Annotated in this window: 19 protein-coding genes; 9 read left to right on the top strand and 10 right to left on the bottom strand. The window is 68.4% G+C overall.

The annotated features are described in order from the left end of the window. The 4 genes from ACSMXV_RS01275 (at window position 1) to ACSMXV_RS01260 (ending at window position 2695) form a co-directional block, all read left to right on the top strand. Complete coding sequence (locus ACSMXV_RS01275) at window positions 1-1407, top strand: MFS transporter (protein ID WP_473175841.1); 1407 nt, start codon at window positions 1-3, stop codon at window positions 1405-1407. After that, entirely contained in the window at window positions 1407-1907 is a 501-nt protein-coding gene (locus ACSMXV_RS01270; protein ID WP_473175840.1) for an NADPH-dependent FMN reductase, read from the top strand. The genes ACSMXV_RS01275 and ACSMXV_RS01270 overlap by 1 nt, the downstream gene beginning before the upstream one ends. After that, window positions 1904-2404, top strand: a complete 501-nt coding sequence (locus ACSMXV_RS01265) for a flavin reductase family protein (protein ID WP_473175839.1) — start codon at window positions 1904-1906, stop codon at window positions 2402-2404. The genes ACSMXV_RS01270 and ACSMXV_RS01265 overlap by 4 nt, the downstream gene beginning before the upstream one ends. 150 nt (window positions 2405-2554) lie before the next feature. Beyond that, complete coding sequence (locus tag ACSMXV_RS01260) at window positions 2555-2695, top strand: hypothetical protein (RefSeq protein ID WP_473175838.1); 141 nt, start codon at window positions 2555-2557, stop codon at window positions 2693-2695. Between the two features lie 398 nt (window positions 2696-3093). On the opposite strand, the gene ACSMXV_RS01255 is transcribed toward ACSMXV_RS01260, so the two are convergent. The 3 genes from ACSMXV_RS01255 to ACSMXV_RS01245 form a co-directional block, all read right to left on the bottom strand. Continuing rightward, window positions 3094-3648 (bottom strand): DUF3291 domain-containing protein, encoded by a 555-nt coding sequence (locus ACSMXV_RS01255; RefSeq protein WP_473175837.1) that lies wholly within the window; start codon window positions 3646-3648, stop codon window positions 3094-3096. A gap of 32 nt (window positions 3649-3680) precedes the next feature. Beyond that, entirely contained in the window at window positions 3681-4361 is a 681-nt protein-coding gene (locus ACSMXV_RS01250) for a helix-turn-helix transcriptional regulator (RefSeq protein ID WP_473175836.1), read from the bottom strand. A gap of 142 nt (window positions 4362-4503) precedes the next feature. After that, window positions 4504-5643 carry a protein kinase family protein gene (locus ACSMXV_RS01245; protein WP_473175835.1) on the bottom strand — a complete coding sequence of 380 codons (1140 nt, stop codon included), beginning with the start codon at window positions 5641-5643 and terminating at the stop codon, window positions 4504-4506. 339 nt (window positions 5644-5982) lie between these two features. Here ACSMXV_RS01245 and ACSMXV_RS01240 point away from each other — a divergent pair, with 339 nt between their 5' ends. Beyond that, window positions 5983-6678: a DUF899 domain-containing protein gene (locus ACSMXV_RS01240; RefSeq protein ID WP_473175834.1), complete on the top strand. Its 696-nt coding sequence runs from the start codon at window positions 5983-5985 to the stop codon at window positions 6676-6678. A gap of 92 nt (window positions 6679-6770) precedes the next feature. Next, window positions 6771-7184 (top strand): hypothetical protein, encoded by a 414-nt coding sequence (locus tag ACSMXV_RS01235; protein WP_473175833.1) that lies wholly within the window; start codon window positions 6771-6773, stop codon window positions 7182-7184. A gap of 13 nt (window positions 7185-7197) precedes the next feature. Here the strand turns inward: ACSMXV_RS01235 and ACSMXV_RS01230 are convergent, their stop codons facing one another. The 5 genes from ACSMXV_RS01230 to ACSMXV_RS01210 all read right to left on the bottom strand — a co-directional run bounded on the left by ACSMXV_RS01230 (window position 7198) and on the right by ACSMXV_RS01210 (window position 14242). Next, a complete protein-coding gene (locus tag ACSMXV_RS01230) occupies window positions 7198-8064 on the bottom strand; it encodes a hypothetical protein (protein WP_473175832.1) in 867 nt (288 codons plus the stop codon). Window positions 8065-9611: 1547 nt separating this feature from the next. Next, window positions 9612-10247 (bottom strand): BlaI/MecI/CopY family transcriptional regulator, encoded by a 636-nt coding sequence (locus tag ACSMXV_RS01225; protein ID WP_473175831.1) that lies wholly within the window; start codon window positions 10245-10247, stop codon window positions 9612-9614. A 377-nt stretch (window positions 10248-10624) separates the two neighbouring features. Next, window positions 10625-10747: a hypothetical protein gene (locus ACSMXV_RS01220; RefSeq protein WP_473175830.1), complete on the bottom strand. Its 123-nt coding sequence runs from the start codon at window positions 10745-10747 to the stop codon at window positions 10625-10627. A 358-nt stretch (window positions 10748-11105) separates the two neighbouring features. Continuing rightward, entirely contained in the window at window positions 11106-12146 is a 1041-nt protein-coding gene (locus tag ACSMXV_RS01215) for a M14 family zinc carboxypeptidase (protein WP_473175829.1), read from the bottom strand. A 200-nt stretch (window positions 12147-12346) separates the two neighbouring features. After that, window positions 12347-14242, bottom strand: coding sequence for a CocE/NonD family hydrolase (locus ACSMXV_RS01210; protein WP_473175828.1), 1896 nt, complete (start codon window positions 14240-14242; stop codon window positions 12347-12349). 516 nt (window positions 14243-14758) lie between these two features. On the opposite strand from ACSMXV_RS01210, the gene ACSMXV_RS01205 reads away from it, so the two are divergent. The 3 genes from ACSMXV_RS01205 to ACSMXV_RS01195 all read left to right on the top strand — a co-directional run bounded on the left by ACSMXV_RS01205 (window position 14759) and on the right by ACSMXV_RS01195 (window position 17501). Continuing rightward, window positions 14759-15937: a M14 family zinc carboxypeptidase gene (locus ACSMXV_RS01205; protein ID WP_473175827.1), complete on the top strand. Its 1179-nt coding sequence runs from the start codon at window positions 14759-14761 to the stop codon at window positions 15935-15937. A 432-nt stretch (window positions 15938-16369) separates the two neighbouring features. Beyond that, window positions 16370-16666 (top strand): transposase, encoded by a 297-nt coding sequence (locus ACSMXV_RS01200; RefSeq protein ID WP_473175826.1) that lies wholly within the window; start codon window positions 16370-16372, stop codon window positions 16664-16666. A 286-nt stretch (window positions 16667-16952) separates the two neighbouring features. Then, a complete protein-coding gene (locus ACSMXV_RS01195) occupies window positions 16953-17501 on the top strand; it encodes a DUF1062 domain-containing protein (protein WP_473175825.1) in 549 nt (182 codons plus the stop codon). Between the two features lie 304 nt (window positions 17502-17805). Here the strand turns inward: ACSMXV_RS01195 and ACSMXV_RS01190 are convergent, their stop codons facing one another. Together ACSMXV_RS01190 and ACSMXV_RS01185 are read right to left on the bottom strand one after the other, a co-directional pair. After that, a complete protein-coding gene (locus ACSMXV_RS01190; RefSeq protein ID WP_473175824.1) occupies window positions 17806-18780 on the bottom strand; it encodes an NmrA family NAD(P)-binding protein in 975 nt (324 codons plus the stop codon). 198 nt (window positions 18781-18978) lie between these two features. After that, entirely contained in the window at window positions 18979-20010 is a 1032-nt protein-coding gene (locus ACSMXV_RS01185; protein WP_473175823.1) for an alpha/beta fold hydrolase, read from the bottom strand. Window positions 20011-20013 lie beyond the last annotated feature (3 nt).

Raw genomic sequence — 20013 nt, 5'->3', positions numbered from 1 at the left:
ATGACCGCAGGGAGCGAGCGACGCCACTGGCTCGCCCTCGGCAGCCTGTGCGCGGGGTTCTTCATGCTGCTGCTGGACAGCACCGTCACCTCCGTCGCGCTGCCCGCGCTGATCACCGGCCTGCACACCAGCGAGACCCTCGCGATCTGGGTCAACAGCGGCTACCTCATCGCCTACGCCGTGCCCCTGATCGTCGCGGGACGGCTGGGCGACCGCTACGGCCACCGGCGTGTCCACCTGATCGGACTCGCGGCCTTCACCCTCGGGTCGCTGCTGTGCGCGCTGGCCCCCACCATCACGGCACTCATCGGATGGCGGGTGGCCCAGGGCATCGGTGCCGCGCTGATGACGCCGCAGTGCCTCACCATCATCAAAGCGCTGTTCCAGCCGCCGCGTCTCGCCGTCGCGCTCGGCACCTGGGGCGCGGTCGGCGGAGCCGCGGTGGCCGCCGGGCCGCTGGTCGGCGGCTTGCTCGTCGCCGTCGGCGGCTGGCCCGCGGTGTTCTGGGTCAACGTCCCGGTCGGCGTCGCGGCGATGGTCGCCGTGGCCGCGTTCGTACCCGGCATCCCCCGTCAGAAGGCGGGCATCCCGGTGTGGGCGATCTGCGCGAACGCGACCGGCGTCGGCGCACTGGTCCTCGGCATCCAGGGCACGGATGCCGCGAGCGCCACCGCGTTGGGCGTACCACGCTGGCTGCTCACTGTCGCCGGCGCGCTGGTTGTGGCAGCCGTCGTCTGGCTGCAGCGTCGCGACGGGCAGCGCGCGCTCGTGCCGATCGCGTTGCTGCACAGCCGCGGGTTCGTCACTGCGGCCTGGGGTGCCGCCGCCGCGGCCTTCTGTTCAGGCTCGGCCACGATCCCTTTGATGCTCTACCTCCAGCAGGAGCGCGGGCTCGCTCCCGGCGCGGCGGCGCTCACCCTCGTACCCATGGGCGTGGTGTGCCTGCTCGGCGCTCCGGTCTCGGCCCGGCTCAACAACACAATCGGCTCCCGTGCCGTCGCCGCCATCGGCTCGTCCGCGCTCGTCCTGTCCATCGGAGCGTCAGCTGTGCTCGTCGCGACGGGCGCGCCGATCCCCGCCCTGACCGCCGCCTTCGCGATGTACGGAGTGGCCAGCTCGTTCGTCTGGTCACCCCTGTCGATCGCGGCGATGACCGCCATCGCTCCGGACGAGGCCGGGGCAGCGTCGGGAACCTTCAACGCCATAAAGCAACTCGGCGCGGTGCTGGGCAGCGCGGTCTGTGCCGTTCTCCTGGCCGGATTCGGCTACGCGGCCACCCTCGGCGGACTCGCCGCCGTCGGACTGCTCTGTCTCCTCGCCTCCGTGTCCCTCCGAGTCGACCGTCCCGGGGCCGGATCTCCCGCGGCATCCGCCGCCCCGCCCCAGCTACCCACAGGAGTCGCCTGATGAAGGCTGTCGCCGTCATCGGAAACCCCAAGGCCGGCTCGCGCACCCGCGATGCCGCCGAACGCCTCGCCGCAGCCCTCGATCTGGACTGCGAGGTCATCGAAGTAGCCCCGCTCGGCGCCGGCCTGCTCGGCTGGGGCGACCCGGACGTCACCGCGGCTGTCGAGCGGGTGCGGTCCGCCGACATCGTGATCGCCGCATCCCCCACCTACAAGGGCACCTACACCGGCCTGCTCAAAATCTTCCTCGACCAGTTCCCCACGGCGACCGGCCTTGCCGACCAAGTGGCGCTGCCCCTCATGCTCGGCGCAGGACCCGCGCACGCGCTCGCACCCGAACTCACCCTCAAACCAGTACTCGTCGAACTGGGCGCGACCTGCCCCGCGCAGGGTCTCTACCACCTCGACTCCACCTACACGACGGATGACTCACTCGCCCGCTGGGTCGGGCGGTGGGGTCAGACCGTGCTCGACACCGCGAAGACGAGGACCACACGATGACGACCATGGAAGCCCTCACCTCGGACCTCGGCGAGCTGAAGAGGGCGTTCGCCGCATTCCCGTCAGGAGTCGCCGCCCTCTCGGCACGCGTCCACGGCGACCCGACCGTCCTGATCGCCTCGTCGTTCGCCGTCGGGATCTCCGCCGACCCGCCCCTGGTCTCTTTCGCCGTGCAGCACACGTCGACGACCTGGCCGGTCCTGTCCCGCGCTCAGACGATCGGAGTGTCCGTCCTGGGCGAGGAACACAGCGACAAGGCCAGACAACTCGCGTCCCCCAGCAAGGAAGGCCGGTTCACCGGCATCGGGACGGTGGAAGGGGCATCCGGCGCGATCTTCCTGGAGGGCGCGCCGGTCTGGCTCGAGTGCACGATCGAGCACACCTATCCAGCCGGCGATCACGACATCATCGTGCTGCGTGTGCTCGCCATGATGACCGACGACGACCGCAATCCGCTCGTCTGGCACCAACGGACGTTCAAGATGCTGGCCGACTAAAGCCTGTTCCAGAAGCTGTGGCTTGGGCACTTTCCTTGTATGGCTGGGGCCTTACGGGCTGACCCGGTGTGGGTCGAGGTGTTCCCCGGGCTGCGGGTTCGGCAGTTGGCGCGGCTGGTTGAAGTTGGACGACGAACCCGACAACGACCCGTGATCATCACCGGTCGCCGGGTGGCCCGCAGCAAGCCGCTGACCGTCACCCAGAAGGAAGCCATCCGGCTGGTCCATTGCGAACGGGATGCCGTCGAGCACGGCTTCGCAGACCTCGAGAACTGGCGCATGCTCGGCTAGGTCCGCATGAACGCCCAGCAGCCCGTCGACTGGAGCCCGCCACGATTCCGTCGCACTCAGCACATCGCCACCCGCGTGGGGCAGTGGCGCACTTGGTATGAACGGGGCGGCCTATCGCTGCAGGCCATCGCGAACGGAGAGAGAGCCAGCCTCGCCACCCGTCCGTCTCGCACTGCTGAAGAACGGTGCTCAGCTCCGACCTGCAGGGTCCTATCCGGGCCGCCCGCGGAGGAGGTGAGCCTTCCGGGGGGCGTGGAATGATTGTGCCCTCCGCTCACCAGCCGTGCTGGGCCGGGCAGCGGCCCGGGGCTCGGAGTGCCCCGGAGCCGCCGGGGCCGGGCAGTCACGCAAAGGAGCGCTGCCGCCGCGCCGCCCTGCCGGGCTGAGCATCCCATCCCCTACATCGCCGCCGCGTCCCCAGCCGGCGTCGGCCGCGTGCTGCGGGCGGTCGGCTCAGGCTGCGCCGGCGGCACGGCCTGAAGGTGCTCGGCGGCCTCGGCGGCGGTGTAGGAGGAGGTGAAGGTGAACGCGCGCGGGGACGGCCCGTGCGCCCGCAGGTCCGCCAGCCGCTCCAGGGCCTCGCCGACGGTCGGGAGGTGACCGGCGGGGACCCACCAGAGCACCAGGTGCGCCTCGGCGTGCCGCTCGAACCATTCGCGGCGCCGCCGCATCACCTCCAGGTGTCGGCTGCGGTAGGCGAAGTCCCACAGGGTCTCCTGGGTCTCCCACACCGTCAGGTTGACGATGACGTCCTCGCCGGCCGGGCGCAGGCCGGTGGCGTCGGCCGCCCCTTCCTCCACGAGCCGCCACACGAAGCCGGGCGCGCCGTCGGCGTCAGCGTTGACCGGGTCGAGCATCTCGACGAACGGCGCCATGCGCGGGTCGTCGAGGGGGTGGCGGAGCGTGGCGACGTTGAGCTGGGCGAGGTGGGCGGCATGCGCGGATGCGGTCATGGCCACATCCCAGCACGGCCCGCTTTTCTATGTCAATCAAGATGGTTTTTAGAAGTCTCGACCACCACGCAGCACTCCCCAGGCCGGGCGTCCATGCGGGCGCGGACGGGACCGTCCGTGCCGAGCAGCCCCTCCAGCAGCGCGAGATTCATGCCGCAGACGAGCGGCGGAAAGCGTTCGGCGACGGCATGGAAGGGGCAGTTGCGCATACGGACCACGCGCGCGGCTGCCCCGGTCGTCCCCTCGGCGCCTTCCAGGTGCGGTTCGTAGCCGCGGGCGGCGAGCATCTCCATGGCCTCTTCGAGGCCGCCGCAGGGCGCCGCCGAGCCGCGCAGGGCCTCGCCCCGGCGGAGCGCGGCTGCGCGGAGCCCGGCGTCCAGCCCGGCCTGCTCGGCGGCCTCGGCGAGCAGCTCGGCGGCGGTGCGGTAGTCGCGGGCGGGCAACGACACCGCCCGCTCGGCCCGCGCCCGCGTGTACACCTTGGCGGGGCGGCCCGCCCCCGGCCCCGAGCGGCCCGTCAGGCGGCGGCTGCCGCTCTCCAGCAGCCCGGCCTCGGCCAGCCTGTCCAGATGGTGCGCAGCGAGCGTGCGCGCCACCCCGGCCGCCTCGGCGGCCTCGTTACGGCCGACCTCGCGGCCCTGCGCCGCCACGTACTCGTACAGGCGGCGCCGCACCGGATCCTGCAACGCCGCGATCGCGTCGATGTCCTCCACCCGGCCATTCTAGGAACAACACAGGTTGGAGATAGAAGTGCGGGCCGCGGCCCCGGCTAGTGCACCCCGAGAACACCCCCCAGCCGCGCCCTGACCCTCGTCGAAGACCCCGTCCAGCAGCTCCACCAGCTTTCGAACTTCCTCACTCGCACGTTCGAGTGAGACGCGAGCCTGTGCACGAGTCGCGCGGCTTGCCTCCCGATGACCCCGTCGCCGCATCAGGCGGGCTGTCCTGCTGTCCGATCCGGCGGATCGCCTCCAGCGGGTAGGGGGTTGCCCGGCTCTCCTGCTGGAATTGGCGATAGAAGTCCCCCATCACTGCGGCGACCGGCGCGTAACGGATCAGGACTGCCGCGACCGCCGCTGGAATCTCCTCCGGGGACACCCCCTGGGCGCATGCGCGCACAAACGCCTTGCGTTCTTCCGGTTCGTACCCGTACAGAGCGACGGCCAGCCAGTTCACCAGATGCGTGACGGTGTAGCACCGGTCGTAGGTGCGGTGCTCGTCGAAGAAGTCGGCCTCGTCCTGTGTGAGCTCGAAGCGCGAGGAAATCGCGAGGCCGTAGTCGGCGAAGAAGAGCCGCCGGCCGTCGGTCAGGATGTTCTCGAAGTGGGCGTCGAAGTGCAGCAGCCCGCGGGCGTTCATGAACGAGATGCCGGCTTTCAATTCGTTGTCCACCATGGCGCAGGCCCGCTCGGCCACCTCGTCACCGGCCCCGATCTGGACGGCCAACCAGTCGTGCAGGTTCTGCGGGATGTACTCCAGGAACAGCATGAGGCTCGCCGAGGACTGCTGGAGAGCCTCGATCCGGCGGCGTATCCCCGATCCGCCTCCCCAGTAGGCGAAAGCTCGTTCCACATCGGCCAGTTCCTCGGGAAGTGGCTGGCCAGGGTCTTGTAGCACCCGCCAGTGGTACATCAGGGGGAAACCCTCGTAGCCTCCCGCGATCACCCAGTTCGTCGTCATGGTGTGCACGGCCAGCTCCCGCCAGGCTCCGAACCCCGGGCCGCCGATACTGCCGATACCGTACTGGCAGAAGACGGGCAGTCCGAACAGATTCGCCGTGGAGTGAACGTTCTGCGGCCGTCGCTCCAGATCGGTCAGGCGTACCTGCTTGACGAAGACCGAGGTTCCGTCGACCTCCAGCAGTACTGTCTTCCCGCCGATGCCGGAACCGATCGGTGTGGCGGCGTCCACGAGCTCGTGCAGTCTGCGATCACTGCATAGCGCCAGCGATGTGGAAACGGCACCGTGGGAGGCCAGACGAGCACCGCGGGACATGTCAGGGCTCTTCACCTATGCCTCCAGCCGGGCACCCGCCTCCCGTGCAACCACTTCAACGAACACCCGGGCAGGAGCTGCCGCCACCCTCTCACGTTGAGGGCGATGATCCGGCATCAACGTGGTGCGGCTGAGGCCGCCACTGGTACGGCGAGGCTGCGTGGCCTGGAGGCGGTGCCGGCTGGCTGACGCTACAACCCCAGTGCTGATCTCGGCGAGAGTGCGTCGGCGGGTCCACCACGTCAGCCGCATTCCCCTGTGGCGACCGATGAGTTCCGGGGCCCGGTGGGGTCTGCCTCTGCACAAGCGAAAGCTGCGCACGAGTTCTGTGAGGGGACCATGACCACCCACGCACTACCACCCGTCGTCGACGCCGCAACGTGGGAGCGCCAACTCCAGGCGCTGCGAGCCCGGGAGAAGGCCGCGACGCGGGAGCTTGACGCCATCGCCGCCGAGCGTCGTCGCCTGCCGATGGTCGAGATGCCCGACTACACCCTCGAGGGCGAGGACGGCCCCGTTCGGCTGGCGGACGTCTTCGAAGGCAAGAGGCAACTGATCGTCTACAACCACATGTGGTTCGAGGGCAAGGAATGGCAGTGCCCGGGCTGCACGGGGTTCACCTCGCACTACACCCGCCTGGAGTTCTTGGACAACTACGATGCGCGATTCGTCATCATCACCCAGGGCCCGATCAAAGAGGTCCTCGCCTACAAGCAGCGGGTCGGCAACCGGATGACGTGGTACTCGACTGCCAACAGCTCATTCGGGGCCGATGTCGGCGCACCGCCCGGCGGAGGATTCGCGGTCAATGTGTTCCTGCGCGACGGCGACACTGTCTATCGCACCTGGCACACCAACGGTCGGGGTACCGAGCAGCTCAGTCACACCTTCGCGCTGATCGATGTCCTGCCGTACGGACGGCAGGAGGAGTGGCAGGACTCGCCCGAGGGCTGGCCTCAGTCGCCCACCTACAGCCGGTGGGCGACGTCCAAAGACATCGCGGCGCTCTATGGCTCGGGCTCTGGCGGCGGCTGAACGACCTGCATGGCCTGGCACCTCGCCGGCGGCGCCGGGCGGCGCGGCCCGCCGGCGGGCCCGGTGCAGGCGGCCGGGAGGGCGAGACGCGGGTGAAGACGCCCGAGACCGCCTCGGCCGGCTACTGCCGGGCACTTGCCGCGCACCAGGCCGCCCGGCGCGGACATCCTGCGGCCCCTTCGATCCAGGCGGCCTACGACCGGCAGACCCGTGCCCTGCTGCGGCAGAGGGAAAAGGCGTTCGCCGACGAGGTCGTCGATGAGCTGCGGGCGAAGAACTCGCGAGCCCGGGCGCAGGATGCCGCGATCCACTCGGCGGCGGTACAGCGCGCACGGGAACAACGCGCGCAGTGCACTGAGCCGTCGGGCGACCCGCAGACTCTGTGGGAGTGCCGTACCGCGTTGCGCCACTGGGTGCAGTTGGTGGGCAGTAGCGGCCAGGTCGTCGTCGGAGCACAGGAACCAGCCGCGCGGTGTCGTGTCGACCTTGGCCCACTGACGCGGTAGCCAGATCATCCGTTCACACGCGCCTCCGCCTTGCCCACAGCAGCGATCCAAAGCCCCCTGCCATGCCGAGAAGCGCGGTCACACCCAGCGCGAGGCGGTGATCCGCCACTCCAGTGTCGGCAAGCTCTGGTCCCGTCGGCGCAGGCGGCGGGGCCGTGCGGGAGGGAGTCGGCGTCGGCTCGGTGGACGGGGAAGGGGACGGCTCGGTCGGAGACGGGCTCGGTGACGGCTGAGCCTTGATCTCCAAGGCGCCGAGGGCCACGACGCCGACCGGCTTGCGGGAACCGCCGGACGCGGCCGCGGTGAGTTCGGCGTTGAGCGTCAGCCGGCCCGGAGGCGCACCTGCTGCCATGGCGATCGAGAACTGAGTCGTGGACGAGTCGGCCGGCGCCAGAGTGGTCCCCTTCGGGAGGGCCCCCACCAGCGTGCCGTCGGCCTTGAGTGTGAGCGGCACGCGTCGACCGGCCACCATCACGGTAACGTCCTCGGGACGCAGTCCGGAGGGGCCTGTCAGCGTCAGCTCGGTGCCGATATCGGGGTACTCCGGACCGTCGGCCGGATTGGTAAAGGTGACCGTGCCCTGCCCCGCGGGTCCGCCGGCGACGAGGTTCGCCGGAGCCGACAGTTTCGCTGTCGCTTTCCCTGTGACGGCGAAGTTGTAGGTGTTCCCAGCGACGGTGATGCCATCCACGTAGGTGTCCAGGGTTGCCGTGGGGGAGCCCAACTGACCGATTTTGGCGATGACACCGAGAGCCCCGTCCCTCGGAGCCGCGCATGCGTCGGCGAACGTCTGCAACGTGGCGTCGCCCTGGGCCGGGACCCCGCCGCCGCTTGTGAGGTCCGCCAGGAGCTGGATGCTGTGGCCACGAAATGCTGCCACGTATCCGGTACGACGCCGGTCCTCCCCTCGGAGTCGACATTGCGGCCGGGCTCGAAAGAGATGGTGGTGAAGGTTCCCCCGCAGATCATGGGGAACTGCAGGTTGGCCCCCGTGTTCCCCGCCGTGGAAGCCGCCGAGTTCTGGTACGCGGAATAGGAGATGCCCGTGGACAGCAGGGTGCTCAACGGGATCGGAGCCGAGAAGGGATGCGCGGCCTGCGACTGCTCGCCCGCCTCAAGACCCAGGTGAAGACTGCCGTCGAGCCATTCGGCATCGGCGAACGGGGCGACCTCTTGCGTTCCGTATGCCTTGCCCGCGTTGGAAGGATCGTCCTGGAGCCGGTACCAGGGGCCGGCAGGCCCCAAGTCGTCCGGATGCACGACGATATCTGCGGCCGTGGTCTCCTGCGCCGCAACCAGGGGCATGACCAACCCTGCGGCCACTGCCAGCGGAACAAGAAGACCATGACGATGTGCGGCGCGAAGCATCGAAGGTCTGCGTTGCCGACTCACACGTTCACCACCTGTTTGTCGAATGTGGACTGTTGGGCCGCTGCTCCATGAAGGCGGATGCCGCTGTGCCGGGAGCCACCTGGATCGCGGAGGAACCACGGTTCGTGGATATCGCTGCCTGCTCTGTGCGCCGATTTCATCGGTTGCGTGCGGCCCGGGGAATCGCGCTTTCGCCGAGTCGGGACGCGGGGGAAGCGACGGGGGTGTCGTTGCAGGTGTCGTTGCAGGTGTCGCCCCATGCCAGAGGAGCATTGGTTGGTTGACAGCTATGCACAGGAACCGTCCATGGCGGGCTGCGATGGTTGTGGCCTCCGGGACCGGAGCCGGAGCCATCACGCCTCGTGCGAGATGGCCATCCGGATTGCCCGCAGTGGATCACGGTTGGACTGGCTCACCGAATTCGCTGACCGCCTGGCGAAGTTGCTCACGGAACCCGCCTAGAGCGTGATCTTGCTGGCGGGAGCCGGTACGGAAGGCCTGCGGCCACCGTTGATCATCATGAGCTGTGTGGACTGACGATGAGACGGTGGCCGCAGGCCACAGCATGGATCCCGCCCGTTGGAGGGAGGCGTTCGATGGCCTGAGGGATCGCCGGGGACCAGGTCTACGGGCGGCAACCCGAAACTGCGGGCAGCGATCTACAGCTGGAGTGCTGAGCGGGTGGCGGAACCGGCGCGCCGGGCAGCGTTACGAGTACGCCGAACCCCTCGGAGAGGTCCGGGACGCCGTGCTCCAGGTGATGGTGGCCGACATCCTAAGACACGCCGCGGCGGCGGCCGTGGTGCGCTTCGTTGTCCGGTTGACGGCCATGCAGCGGTTGAAGGCGGCGGGGGGCGTATGGCTCGGCTTGAGCCGATCCAGGGTAGATCCAAAACTCGCATATTACCGAGCGCTGTCGTTGGCGGAGCCCGCCATCTGAAGCGCGCAATCCCAACTCATGGGACTGCGCGGCCCAGTTGGCCGACGAGCGGCTCTATTTCTTCTCAGCACATCACCCTTAAATCGCTGACGGTTTGTGCTGCTCCAGGGAATGGTTCAATTCGCAGTGTCGTCCTGATGTGAGGTGGGCTGAGTCGGCAGCTCGTCCTGGCTGGCAGCTGCTGTGTAGAACACGGATGCGCCCCGCTTGACACGTTCGGCGACGCCCTTGGCGACCAGCCCTTCCACGGTGGTCCGCACGACCGTGGCCTTGATAGTGCGGTCGGGATGAGCCTCGGCGAGTGCGGTGGCGATGTCCGCGGCGGAGCGGGGTTCGGACTGCTGGCCGAGGTGGTTGCGGATGAGCTCGACGAGCGTGGGCGCTGCGGCTGCTGTGGCCGCCTTACTGTCCGCCGCCTTGGCGGCGGTCTTCTTGGCCTTCGGTTTTGTTGCAGCGGCTTTATTCTGCTTGGCCGGCTTGGGTTCGGCCACGGCTTGCCGGGGCACCGACGCAACCGCGGTATCACTCGATTCCTGATCGGGACCGGTCGCTGCGGGACTCACGCCGCCGAGGGCCTGCTGCATGCTCACCAGCAGGGCCTGGTCATGCTGCAGGGCGCGCAGCTGCTCCGTGAGGTCGACTACCTCGGCACCGATACGTTCCTGTTCCTTGGCGTTCCGCTCGAGGTCCGCTGCCAATTGAGCGGCGTAGTGCGATTTCAGCTCCGTGGTCTCTGACTGGACTTCGGTCATGGCGGTTACCTCTCCTTGGTGCACGGTGTAGTACTGGGGGCGGATCGTACCCACATCAGCTGGCCATGAGCTATGCGTATACCCAGGCTGCTGTCTGGGAGTTTTGCCGCCCGGACCGTAAATTCCGTGCTGTATAAGCCTCGAGACGACTGCGTCGAGTGGCGTTGGCATGCCCCTATCGAGTGGTGTCTCAATCCCATCTTCAGGGTGAGTATTACGGGCAGTCTGAACCTGGATCCACCGGTTCGTTTCGTGAGTGATCGTTTTCGGTAGTCGGGTCGATGGTTCCGGTTGCGGGCATGGGGTGGCCGCTGGTCTGCCCAGTTTTTCCACGTGGCCACAGGTCTCGGGCCCGCGCGGGCGGGTCGGATGACGGCTCAGGCGGCAGGTGGCGGCGCGTGCAGAGTGGCGAACAGGGACTCGAAGGCGTCCTGCCAGGGCCAGCGTTCGGGCAGGTGGAGGGTGAGTCTCTGCGCCGAACGGGCCAGCTGGGTGGGCACGTTGATCAGGTGGTCCCCGGACGGGGTTACGCTGCGCAGCCGCGTCGACCTGTGTGCCGACCTGTTTGACGCCGTCCACGAACTCGACCAGTAGGAGGAGTCGGACGCGTGGATTTCCTGCTGGGGAAGGCTTCTTCTTCGGACTGGCCGTCGACCGGCTGCCGACCCGCCCCGGATCCTTGGGGACGCGGCCCAGCGGCTTTTCACTCAGCTGATCCGCGTGCCGTTCGGGCGGCCAGCATCGGCACGGTGAACTCGGCTGTTGCCAGGGCCGCCTGTGCGTTTCGGGGGCGTGTGAGAAACCCCGGGTCGGCGTCCTGTGCAGGACGGCGACCCGGGACTCGGTGAGACGCCGGAATCAGCAGGTGTCGCACTGCTGGGGCAGGGTGTCCCAGAAGGAGGTGTCGGCCTTGCTGATCGATCCGTCGGCGACGGCTGCGATCGTGGCCTCCATGGTGACGACGGACTGGTGGATCAGGTACCCGTTGGACTTCTGGCCGAGCACATAGGGCGCGTACTCGTGGTCGCTCATGCCCCGCATCTCGAAGAGGAGAGTGGCGATCCCGTACTCGGCGGCCATGCCGTTGCGGCCGATCGTGTTGGCCGAACCGCCGTCGTACCGGCCGATGTGGCCCCATCCGGTACGGTCGACGTTCTGGTAGACGACGGCGCCCAACTGCTTGGACTTTTCCACGAGTTCGGGCGAGACGTCCGGGGTCGTCGGGTACAGGATGGAGCCGGACACCAGGTCCCCGTTCACGCGGGACTGGGTGCCCTGGTGGTGCAGGTCGATCGCGTAGTCGATGTCGTATACGCTCAGCACGTTCTCGTGCAGCGCCCGCGTCTCGGGCTCGGCCTTGGCGACGTGGTCGCGGTTGAGGTCGACCTCGTTGGCGTTGTAGCGGGTCAGGTGACGCTCCCCGGCGGCGAGGTAGTCGTCGAGGGGGAAGTTGACGTCGCCCATGGCGCCGTCGGCGTTGAACATGGGGATGAACAGGACGTTGACGTCCTCGAGGAGCGACTCCTCGGAGGGCGAGCCGAGCGACTTGATGGTGTGCAGCATCGCCTCGGTGGTCAGCTGCTCGTTGCCGTGCTGCTGTGCCAGGTACAGGATCGTCGGGTTCCCGGGATCGCTCACGTACTTGACGAGGTGGATGTCGCGGCCCTTGACGGTCTGGCCGATGACCTCGAGCTCCATGGCGTCCTGCCGGGCGTCCTGGGTCTCCAGGAAGTCCACGACCTCGTCGTAGGTCGACAGGATCGACGTCCTGATCGTCTCGTTGCCCTGATAGTCGGGGCCTTCGCCGACGGCCGCGGCGTTACCGGTGAACACGGTGCCGGTCAGCAGAAGCGCCCCGGCGAGGGCGGTGGTACAAGCGGATCTGGCGATGCTGCGCATTTCGAATCCTTGTCTCGTCATGTCGGCCCGCGGCGGCCGCGGGCCGATCTTCCTTCAGAGGACTGGAAAAGTGCCCCCCGTCACGATCATGCACCTGACAGATGCTTGGCCTGGTCCGCGCGGCCGGTGGGTGGTCCGGCACCGGCCGGCGTCCGGGGGTGTGCCCGAAAAGCCCGGTGGCCGGTGCCGGCGCGCGGGGGTCAGATGTGGGAGCCGGGGCTCACCGTGAACGTCGCAGGCCCGGCCGGCAGGTTCACCGTGTACTGGCGCAGGTAGGTGTCCAGGAACGGCGAACGGGCACCGGCGGTGGGGACGTCGTCGGCCGGGTCGTCCAGGGCCAGCTTGAGCTGCGCGCCCTTCACCTCGATCGTCTCGCCGGACGGCGTGTCGCGCCACGAGCCGGTCTGGATGGAGCCGATCTCCACGGCCAGGACGTGTCCGGCCGCCAGGGTCCAGTCGGTCGACTTGAGGTCGACGGTCAGCCGGCCCGAGTCCAGCAGGGAGACCTGCTCGTCGAACATGACGGCGGTGCCGTCGGGGGTGACGTCGTACAGCTTGAGCATGACATTGCCCTGACCCTGGGCGGTCAGGGAGACCTGCGGGGTCCCGGTGATGCGCACAGCCTGCTCGACCGGCTTCGACCAGAGGAAGAAGCTCGACGTGACCTCACCGGAAGCCTGCTGCTTCGCAATGCCCTTGGCCAGGCCCTTCGGGGCGGGCTGCTCGGTCGCGGGCGCGTTCTCCATGTCCCACTCGCCGGACGGTTGCGCGGGAGCCTGCGGGGCGAGCTCGCCGGAGGCGGTCAGGGCCGCGCGGGCCAAGGCGCCGCCGTCGTCCACGTAACTGCCCCCGCCGAGGGGAAGGGTGACGGAACGCTCCACGACCGGCCAGGTGTCCTGGGCACGCCAGGCGCCGGTGTTGTCCTCCATGGAGTAGGCCGGGTAGTCGACCGTCGGCTCGATGCCCTTGAGGTACTGGTCGTAGAAGGAGAGGGTCTCCTCGTACCAGCCCTCGCGGCCCATGGCCAGGCGCCCGTCGGAGACGCGGTCGCCGCCGCGCACGTGGTCCCACTGGCCGAGCCACCCGCGCTCGGGACCCGTGTGGTTGTCGAGGTACTCCTGCATCTCCTCGGGCTTGGTGTTGTTCTCGATGAAGCCCTGGGTGACGAACAGCGGGGTGTCGGATCCCTCGGCCATCTTCGCCAGGTCGCGGGAGGCCCAGTGCTCGCCCCACTGGTCGGCTATCCGGTACCCGGCCGAGTTCTCGGTGAGGCACTCCGGGTGGGCGTCCTCGTACGCGGCGTTGGCCAGGTAGTGCGCGTCGTCGTCCGGCAGCTGGTCGAACGTGGCGATGCCGTTGTACGCGTTCGCCGTGCCGGTGACATTCGGGCGGGGCACGCCGTTGGAGTAGATGTACTGGTACATGTCCCAGACGGGCTCCTGGGCGACGACGGCCTTGAGCGCGTCCTGGTCCAGGTTGTTGCCGATGAGGCCAGTGACGGCGTCGTACGACTTGCCGTACATGCCCACCGCGCCGGTCGACCACGGACGGCTCGCGGCCCAGTCGACCGCGGCCTTGACGTCGGCCTGCTCGCCGGGCCCTGCCCAGTCGAGGCAGCCGGTGGAGCCGCCGAAACCGCGCAGGTCCACCATGACGAAGGCGTAGCCCTGGTCGAACAGATCGGTGCCCTCGATGAAGTCCTGGAAGCGGGACGAGGGGCCGGTGTGCGTCCAATCCTCGGGACCGGTCTGCCCCGCGTGTCCGAAGTAGGGGCCGACCGACAGGATGACGGGTACCCGCTCGCCCTCGCCCAGTCCCTCGGGCAGCAGGACGTCGGCGTGGAGTTCGGTGCCGGAGTCGTCCGAGGACGGGAAGTAGTGCTGCGTCCAGACCGAGCCCTTGGGGACGCGGTCGTTCTCCTCGTGCGTGACGGGGTCGGTCGCGGTGGCGACCGCCCCCGTCTGGGACTGCGCCGCGGCGGCGGGTTCGGACCCCGCGTCGGGCGCCGCGGCGACGGGGCCGGCGAGCGTGCCGGTCAACGCGAGGGTGGTGACGAGGACTAAGGCGGCCCGGGTGGCCGAGCGGCGTGCTCTCACATGCTCCTCCGAAGTGGTCGGTGCGGGGTGGTGCAGGTGGTGCCGGTCGAGCAGCAGCTGTGCGCCTGCCGCCGCCGAGGGTGACGACGGGCGGTCGCGCGCCCGCGGAGCGCTGGAGTAGCAGGGGCAGCAGCTTGACCACGGGCGCGGGCTGGAGCCGATGGCGGGCGAGCCTATGATCATCATGAAAGCGCGTCAACGCCGCCGCGTGACAGGCGTGTTACTCATGGGGTGGGACCGGGCTTCGCGGCAGATGATGGTCGGGGCGGTCCTTGTGGGCGTGAGGGATGCGCGTATGTCCGACCGGAAGGCATGGGAACCCGGGCGAGAGGGGTGGCCGGCGCCCGGCTACCACCGCGTGAACTGCGCGTGTGCGTACCGGCGAGCGCGCCGGATTCCGTGGTGAGGGCGGTATGCGGTTTCGGAACAGCGCTGTTCACAGGTGTCCCACGGGCATCTAGGGTGACGCATGCACCACCCCTGGGAAGTTCTGAGCGACACCTGAGGAGTAGTGAATTGTCTGCACGCAGATGGATCGCCACGCTGGCGAGTACGGCTCTGACAGCCGGACTCGCTACCGCCGCCGTCACCGCTACCGCCACCAGCGCGGCCGCGATCCCGCCCGTCTCCCACTGCGGCACCGAAGCCTCGGGCTCCGGCAGTAACGGGTTCGTGAACCACGACCAACTGACCACTGCACTACAGCAGTTGGAGACCAGCACTGGCGGCACCGTCGACGTCGACGTCGCCGGGTACTCCAACCAGGGCCGTGAGATCCATATCGCGCGCGTCGGCGAGGGCGACAAGGTCGTGTTCGTGCAGACGCAGATCCACGGCAACGAGATGCACGGCACCGAGGCCGCCCTCGAACTGCTCAAGCAGTGGGGCTCAGACAGCCCGGCCGCGCGCGAGCTGCGCCAGAACGTCACCGTGGTCGTCATCCCCCGTCTGAACGTCGACGGCGGCGAGCTCGACCAGCGGCAGAACGCGATGACGTGGGACGAAGCCGTCGCCGACTTCCCGCAGCTCGAGGGCGTGGCCCCGGCGTGGAACTACAACACGCGCGTCGGCGGCTTCGACGTCAACCGCGACTTCAACCCCGACCTGGACTACATCCCCGCCCCGGAGGACTTCCCCGGCACCAGCGCGGACACCGGCTGGTACATCACCCCCGAGGCGCAGACCTCCCGGGACGTCTACAAGGCGCTCGAGGAGGAGTTCGGCACCGTCGACTACTTCGTGGACCTCCACAACCAGTGGTCCTGCTACGCCACCGACGACCTGGAGAATATGTCTCCCCTGTCGATATCGGCGAAGTTCATCGACAACCCCGCCGAGTTCGGCAACTGGCCCAAGTTTGACATGAACGCATCAAAACGGGCGAACGTGGCCGTCCACCAGGCCCTGCAGGAGCGGGGTGAGTCCGGCTTCGGTGACCTGACCCTGTACCCGCAGGACACCAACCTGCCGGGCACCGCGCTGGGTTCCTACCAGCTGCGCGGCTCCGCCGTCGTCCTGTTCGAGACCTCTTCCCAGACCCAGTACGACGGCATGAAGCGCAACGGCATGCTCACCCAGCAGATCGAGACCGGCCTCGGCGGTCTCGTGGACGCCGTCGCGGACAGCTCGATCGACGCCCTTGACGAGAGCCTGTACGACACCATCCCGCAGCGGGTCTACCTGCCCGCCGACTGAGGCATCGAAGCCCGAACCCGTCGGGCTCCGCAGCCCGCGGGCTGCGGAGCCCGCATCGAAGCCCCTGCATGTTCACAGTGGCCAAGGCCTCCGCGGTCAAGTCCCGTTCGCAGGCGATCAACCAGCTCAAGGCCGTCTGGTCGCCTCCGACCCCGCCCTGCGCGAGGCGCTGACCGGCCTGAGCAATCCCAAACGCATCCGGAAGTGCTCCGAGCTGGAAATCGCCGACGACACTGTCCCGGCAGCGGCGGCCTGTCACACACTTCGGCTGCTGGCCAGACGAATCCAGCTACTCACCGAGGAGATCAACGACCTCACCGCGCGGATCACCACCGCAATCGCCGCCTGCGCACCGCGGCTGCTGAACCGCTACGACGTCGGCCCGGACACCCGGCCGCCTCGCTGATAGCGGCCGGCGACAACCCGGCCCGGATGGGCAGCGAGGCATCCTTCGCCGCACTCTGCGGCGTCAGTCCGGTAGAGGCATCCTCTGGCAAGACCCAGCGACGCAGGCTGAACCGAGGCGGCGACCGCCAGGCCAACTCCGCCCTCTACGCCATCGTGCTGGCCCGCCTGCGTGGGACACCCGCACCCGCGGCTACGTCGAGCGTCGCATCGCCGAGGGCAAGACCCGCGGTGAAGCCATCCGCTGCCTCACGCGCTACGTCGCACGAGAGATCTACCAGACGATCACGCCAGCCAAGTGCAGGGCAGAACACAACAAGTTGACATCGCATCAAGCGGGCCCTGCGTCTTCCACGGCACCGTCACCGTCGCCGCGATCTGGCTCTGGCTTCGTCCATGATCCGCCGGATGGAACCCGGCGGTGAGGCGCTCGAAAACCAGTGGAGCAGCGCCGCTGTGCGCCACTACCGTGCTGCCGAACCAAGTCGTCTAGTCAAGGACGGGCCGTTGTACACCCTGTGAGACCTCCCGAGCGCTGATTTGTCGCGCGTCGCGCGTGTGCGCCGCGCTCCTTTTGCTGCGGACTTCTCACTGAAACCGGTGTACTTCTGTGCTCGAAAACTGGGTGGTCGTGCCCACCTGCCTGCCGCTCGTTCTCCGCCGTTGCCACGCGTGCGCGTCCGAGCGCTTCCGGGCAAGCGGCAAATTTCGCGTCAACGCAAACCACAAGCTCATCGACGCCTGGCTCCTCGCGCTCTGTACCGCTTGCGGGGAAACTGCAAAGCTCACGGTCCTGGAGCGGATGAATGTGCGCTCCGTACGACCTGAGCTGCTGGACCGGCTGCATGACAACGACCCTGGCCTGACAGCTGAGCTGCTCCAGGATCCGGTCGTGCAGCGCCGTAATCGCATCGCCCTCGACTGGGACAACGCCTGGCGCCTCGACACCGGCGGCTCGGATCACCTGGACCGCGAGGTGATCGACGTCTCGGTCCGCTTTGCGGCGCGGATCCCTGTCCGGCCGGTGCGACTGATCGCTGAAGGGTGCGGTCTTTCTCGGGCCGAGGTCGAGAGACTGATCACGGAGGGGAAACTCATTTCGGCAGTCCGGCTGAGCGGCAAGCTCTCCGGCGACTTCACCTTCACCCTCAAGCGCTGAGCCCTCCTCGGGACCAGGGGCCTGTCCGGCAAGATCCGCCGGACAGGCCCCTGGGGGACTGCGCGAAGGGCGCCCCATGCTGATCACCACCACCGTGCCAGAGACCTGAAGGGCAGCTGCCTCGCGCACGCGATCACCGCCCTTTGACGGCATTCGGTCGGGCGGTACCGGGACCTTCGGAAAACCCGACAGGACTTCGGCCGGACCACGCCACGCTCGACCTGGGCCCGCGCCACACCGGAGTCCCCAGCCTGAGGACTCCGGTGCGGCGTCATCGTCGTTCTGCTCCGGACCGCTCAGCGGCTCAGGCAGACGCCAGCTTCCGGATGCGCGGATGGTTCTCCAGCGCCCACCGCACGGTCTTCGGCGGGCGCCCGAGCAGGGTTTCCAGCTGGTCGGTGACGCCGCGGTATCCGCCGCCGCCCATCAGCCTGGTCAGGGTCTTCAGGTGCTCCGCGATGTGCGGATACGCCGCCAGGGCGGTGTCCACATAGGTCTCGTTCCAGGTTTCGACATCTTCGGGAACGTAAGTGACCTGGCGTCCCAGCGCGGCCGCGTAGTCCTCCGCGAATCCGTGCATGTCCTTCAGCTCCGGGCCGGTGAGGTCGTAGGACTTCGAGATGTGCGGCTCCGGGTCGGCCAGGATCTTCACGCACAGCTCCGCCACGTCGTAACCCGCGATGGGCGCGAGCCGGTGGTGTCCGAAGGGCAGGCGCAGTTCACCGTTGCTCAGCGGCTCCAGCGCCAGCCAGGTCATCAGGGGGTTCTCGACGAACATGGCCGCCCGCACGTTGACGGTCGGGAGGCCGGACCAGTCCAGCACCTGCTCGGCGACCCAGTGGGCCCGTTGCTGCGGCGACCACTGTGTGACGAGTCCGCCGAGCCACGCACGCCGTTCTTCGACTGGTGCGGTCATCTTCTCGAACGTCATGAAGGACTGCTCGTACTCGGAGATGTTGACGAAGACCTCGATGTCGCCCTGGGCCCGCGCCGCCGCGGCCATCAGGCTGACGGCGTCGGTGTAGTACGGCGACAGGCTCATGCTGAAGTAGATGCGGCGGACGCCCTTCAGCGCGGCGGTCACGTCGGCGATGTTGAGCAGGTCACCGACGAAGACCTCGGCCCCGGCCTGGCGGAGCGAATGCGCGCGTTCGTCGTCCTGGCGCACGAACGCGCGCACCGGGTGGCCTTGTTCGAGCAGCATGTCGACCATCGTTCGGCTCACACCACCGATTTCGCCGGCGGCACCGGTGATCAGGATGGGGTTGCGCTCTGGCATCAGTGTGTCCTCTGTCTGGTTGGGGTGAGTCAGCTGTTCAGCGAGCCCAGGAGGTGGTCGGCGACCGTCTTGAGCTGTGACCATTCCCGCCGGAACCGGTCAATGAAGGCGAAGTCGTTGAGCTCGATGGCTGACTGCGCGTGAGCCGTGGGCTCTGCTCTGTCCGGATGGTGCCGGCCAGGCGGATTCTTCGTAGTGTCATCGGGGCGCCGGGCCGTCGATGCGGGCGAGGAAGTCTAGGAGTGCGGCGTTGACCTCGGCGGGACGCTCCTGCTGCGTCCAGTGCCCGCATCCCGGCAGCACCACCGGGCCGTGCAGTTGCGTGACAGCGCTCAGCGGGTTGCCCGATCCGCCCTGGCCACGGAGAATTTCGCTCAGCGAGCTGCCCCCGTCCGGACCGCGCAATGAGGTGACCATGTCGCGGTCTCCCACCACGTACAGCGCGGGGACGTCGATCCCGAGCCCCCTGAAAGGCGCGAGCAGTTCGTTGTTGCGTTCGATGTTCCGGTACCAGTTGAAGGCTCCGGTGAACGCATGCTCGCCGTGCAGGGCGAAGTCCTCTGCGTAGGCCTGAATGTCCTCCTCCGTCAGCCAGGCAGGGAGAGCGGGCGACTCCGGCATGGTGTCCAGGAGGCCCAGACCGTCGGGTATGACCAACGGGCGGGGCTCCCTGCCGAGCGGGTTGTCGCCCGAGGCACCGACCAGGAGGCGGCGCAAGGAGTCCGGGATGTCCTTGGCGAACTCCGCGTCAGCGACTCCCGGCTCCTGGAAGTAGACCTGGTAAAAGCCCTCGCCGTACTGGGTGCGGGTGATCGAGGGCGGGACCATCCCGCCGGGCAGAATGGGCGGAATACTGAGCCCGGCCACCGCGCGGACCTTGTCCGGGCGCAGCATCGCCGCGGTCCAGGCAACGGGGGCACCCCAGTCGTGACCCACGACGACCGCCCGCTCCTCGCCCAGCTCCTCGATCAGGCCGATCACGTCGCCGACGAGGTGGAGCAGGGTGTAGGACGTGACGTCCGGCGGCTGCTCGCTGCGGGCGTAGCCGCGCTGGTCGGGGGCGACGACCCGGTATCCGGCCGCCGCCAGCGCCCCGAACTGGTGACGCCAGGAGTACCAGCTCTCCGGCCAGCCGTGCAGCAGCAGGACCAGCGGCCCCCGGCCCTGCTCGGCGATGTGCAGCCTGACCCCGTTCACCTCGACGAAGCGGTGGGTGAGCGAACTTTCCACGAG

This window comes from Streptomyces sp. DSM 42067 (assembly GCF_055792885.1).
Note: the sequence above shows the minus strand (reverse complement) of the source record. Positions and strands in the feature narration are given on the sequence as shown.

Bases quoted from the DNA above. Each gene is read 5' to 3' on its own strand.
- ACSMXV_RS01275 (WP_473175841.1), top strand. From the start codon at position 1: ATGACCGCAGGGAGCGAGCGACGCCACTGGCTCGCCCTCGGCAGCCTG.
- ACSMXV_RS01270 (WP_473175840.1), top strand. From the start codon at position 1,407: ATGAAGGCTGTCGCCGTCATCGGAAACCCCAAGGCCGGCTCGCGCACC.
- ACSMXV_RS01265 (WP_473175839.1), top strand. From the start codon at position 1,904: ATGACGACCATGGAAGCCCTCACCTCGGACCTCGGCGAGCTGAAGAGG.
- ACSMXV_RS01255 (WP_473175837.1), bottom strand. From the start codon at position 3,648: ATGACCGCATCCGCGCATGCCGCCCACCTCGCCCAGCTCAACGTCGCC.
- ACSMXV_RS01245 (WP_473175835.1), bottom strand. From the start codon at position 5,643: ATGTCCCGCGGTGCTCGTCTGGCCTCCCACGGTGCCGTTTCCACATCG.
- ACSMXV_RS01240 (WP_473175834.1), top strand. From the start codon at position 5,983: ATGACCACCCACGCACTACCACCCGTCGTCGACGCCGCAACGTGGGAG.
- ACSMXV_RS01225 (WP_473175831.1), bottom strand. From the start codon at position 10,247: ATGACCGAAGTCCAGTCAGAGACCACGGAGCTGAAATCGCACTACGCC.
- ACSMXV_RS01215 (WP_473175829.1), bottom strand. From the start codon at position 12,146: ATGCGCAGCATCGCCAGATCCGCTTGTACCACCGCCCTCGCCGGGGCG.
- ACSMXV_RS01200 (WP_473175826.1), top strand. From the start codon at position 16,370: ATGGGCAGCGAGGCATCCTTCGCCGCACTCTGCGGCGTCAGTCCGGTA.
- ACSMXV_RS01190 (WP_473175824.1), bottom strand. From the start codon at position 18,780: ATGCCAGAGCGCAACCCCATCCTGATCACCGGTGCCGCCGGCGAAATC.